The sequence below is a fragment of the aff. Roholtiella sp. LEGE 12411 genome (assembly GCF_015206995.1).
Lineage (GTDB): Bacteria > Cyanobacteriota > Cyanobacteriia > Cyanobacteriales > Nostocaceae > Komarekiella.
Genome location: NZ_JADEXR010000282.1, coordinates 1 through 2,616 on the forward strand (window position 1 = coordinate 1; position 2,616 = coordinate 2,616).

Below are 2,616 nucleotides of genomic sequence, written 5' to 3' on the forward strand. Positions count from 1 at the left end.
GCTTCGTCCGTATTGAACAAATCGAAGAATTGCTGGCGTGAATTACGAAAAGCTGCAAAATCATACCCCAAGGTCTCGGCGAACTTGTCTAAAATGAAGATGCTCTCTGGAAAACTCGTCATCTGAAGGCCACTGCTGCCATAGCAGTCTGTAAGCGGCAACCAACAGTTGATCTGCTCGAAGTAATCCCCGAAGAGGGTATCGGTATGATGGGTCAGGTGGTTTCCTCTGCTGGACTTGAAACGATCACAGAGCGGTACTGGAAAATGAAACCGCAGGGGTGGACTGCTCTCGAACACAGCGTCGAAGCCCAAAACTTCCTGAGCAATATACTTCACGAGTTTGTGATAAGCAGCAATGAAAGGCTGGTGAAGATCAGCAAGTTCGGTGGTAAGCGCACTCATACCATTTTTGCTTGGTAGCTGCTCTGCCATTGGTACCCGCAAGTGCAGACTTTCAAGAGGCAGGGGTTGAGAGCAGAACCCATGATTGATGACGTAGGATGCTGCTTCGCTCCTCAAGTCAAAGGCTGATATGTCGTAGTAAATTTTCGTGATATTTCCAGGAACAGACGAGTCTCGATGCAAGGCATTTTTGAGGTTCTCGGTTTCGATATTGTCTACCAATTTAAACTTCGTTTGTTGAAGTTTTAAATCCGATTGGGATTTCTTTTGATTTTTCAGCATTTAAATTTCTACCTTTTCATATTTGATTTCAAAAGAATTAATTGTTTTTTTTATATCTGCTATTATTTCTTTGGAGCTATTACTTTTATAAAAAAATGTGCCGCTAATATGGTTATAACCTCCCTCGCCATCTAAAATTTCACCCGCCTCTGGTAAAACTTCTTTATATAATGTAGTTATCGTACCTTTAAGCTCTTTACACTTTAAAACTTTACAAGGAGTCTCCCTGGGTTCTGGCATCATTAAAAATCCACCAATAATTGATTCATTCGTTTGATGTAACACAGAAAAATCTTCAAGCTCCATTTTCATCCAATCTTGAACTAAATTAATTTCATAAATGTCCTTATGCAAGAAAGGAATTCCACCACCTCCCACACGAGCGCCGATTTCTAAAAATACAGGTTCTCGCTCATCCTTTAAAATAATTTCTAAATGGAATGCACTATTGTTTAGATCTAATGTAGCTAATACTTTCTGGGTGAATTCGACAATTTTTTTTCTCAATAATTCATCATCAATCATCACAGAACCCAAAGCTTTGCCATCGTTAAAATCGAGACAAGTATTCAGGTATTTGGACACACTACTAAAAATAATTTCCTGATGATGGACTAATCCATCTACGTGAAATATAGTTCCAGGAATAAATTGTTCACATTCATAATTATCAATATTAATTTTTTTTAAAAATATTGCCAAATCTTCCCGATTATGAACTAGATTAACTCCTTCGCTACCAGACCCATCTTTAGGTTTTAAAATTACCGGATAACCAATTTTTTCGGCAAATTTTAAAGTCTTGATTTCGTCTTCACAATCTACAAATTCAGGAACTGTAACTCCTCCCTCTTTGACTTTTGTTTTCATTGCTACTTTATCTCTAAAAAACTGCACTTGGCTTTCTTGAATCCCAGATACAGTAAACTTTGTTCGTAAATTAGCAGCGATGATTAAATCAGATTCTGAGGGGGCAATTATCTTTTCAATTTTGCCAAATTTTGCAATAATTTCTTCGGTACATTTTATCAGAGCATCAATCTGGGTTAAATCACCTAATTCAAACAAACTACCAACTAAATTAGATTCAGCATTAATTCCTCTTTTACCTGAAGAATTGACAATGTAATGTACCAAATATTTATTGGAATCAATAAAGCTATCGTAGTCAACAAAATTATCGGGCCATCGATGGATCACGATTATATTTTTCCGAGGCATAACAAAACCACCTTTTGGATGTTTGCAAGAATTATCTGTAGGATTTGAAAAAATTTATTATCTTACCCCATCGGGTATTTTCCAATAATAGTTGTTTCGTGTTCTTTTAAACCTAAAACTTCCATAGAACGTTTTATAAGTAAGCTAACTTCTTCATTTATGTCTAATTTAACATTGGCTACCCAGTTATTCAGTAAACTAAACCGATTTGCACCTATTTTGAGTTTTTCGTGTTGACCTCCTCTGCCAAGATTAATTTCTCTGATGCCAAGATTTTCGGCAAATTTATAGAGATGATATGTGTCTACAAGATAGAGATTGTGACCTTTTCTAATATTTTCTTGATCGATTCCCTGCACCAATTGGTACATTTGGGAGCGACTTGGATCGATAAATGAAATAGAGGTTTGGATTGACTGTTGAGTTTCCTTATCTTTACGAATACAGATTAGTAAGTTTTCTCCTAACGGTGATTCTGATATATGTTTCAGAATAGAGTAACTATAAAAATTTAGAGCATGACCATACTTGTTAACGTTACAAGCATGAAGATGAGCAGTGGTTTTAAGTATGGAAGTATCTGCAAGAATTTGATTGATGGTATAAAACTCAAGTTCATAGTCTCTTTCTGCCATTCTGATTAACCGCAGAATTTCCCGTAATCGTTTACCTCCTAGTTGCGATCGCAGGTCTTCATCTACTCCATTAT

At 36.4% G+C, this 2,616-nt stretch carries 3 protein-coding genes; all 3 read right to left on the reverse strand.

What is annotated here, in order from left to right:
• A partial coding sequence (locus IQ246_RS29340) for a hypothetical protein (protein ID WP_194006797.1) occupies positions 1-686 on the reverse strand: 686 nt, incomplete at its 3' end.
• On the reverse strand, positions 687-1,907 hold the full coding sequence (locus IQ246_RS29345; protein WP_194006798.1) for an acetyl-CoA carboxylase biotin carboxylase subunit family protein: 1,221 nt from the start codon (positions 1,905-1,907) through the stop codon (positions 687-689). It lies immediately after the preceding gene.
• 62 nt (positions 1,908-1,969) lie between these two features.
• Positions 1,970-2,616, reverse strand: a 647-nt coding sequence (locus IQ246_RS29350; protein ID WP_208492359.1) for a hypothetical protein, incomplete at its 5' end; no start/stop codon positions are given.

What these genes read in the sequence shown, in the direction of transcription:
- IQ246_RS29345 (WP_194006798.1), bottom strand. Translation starts at nt 1,907, where the DNA reads ATGCCTCGGAAAAATATAATCGTGATCCATCGATGGCCCGATAATTTT.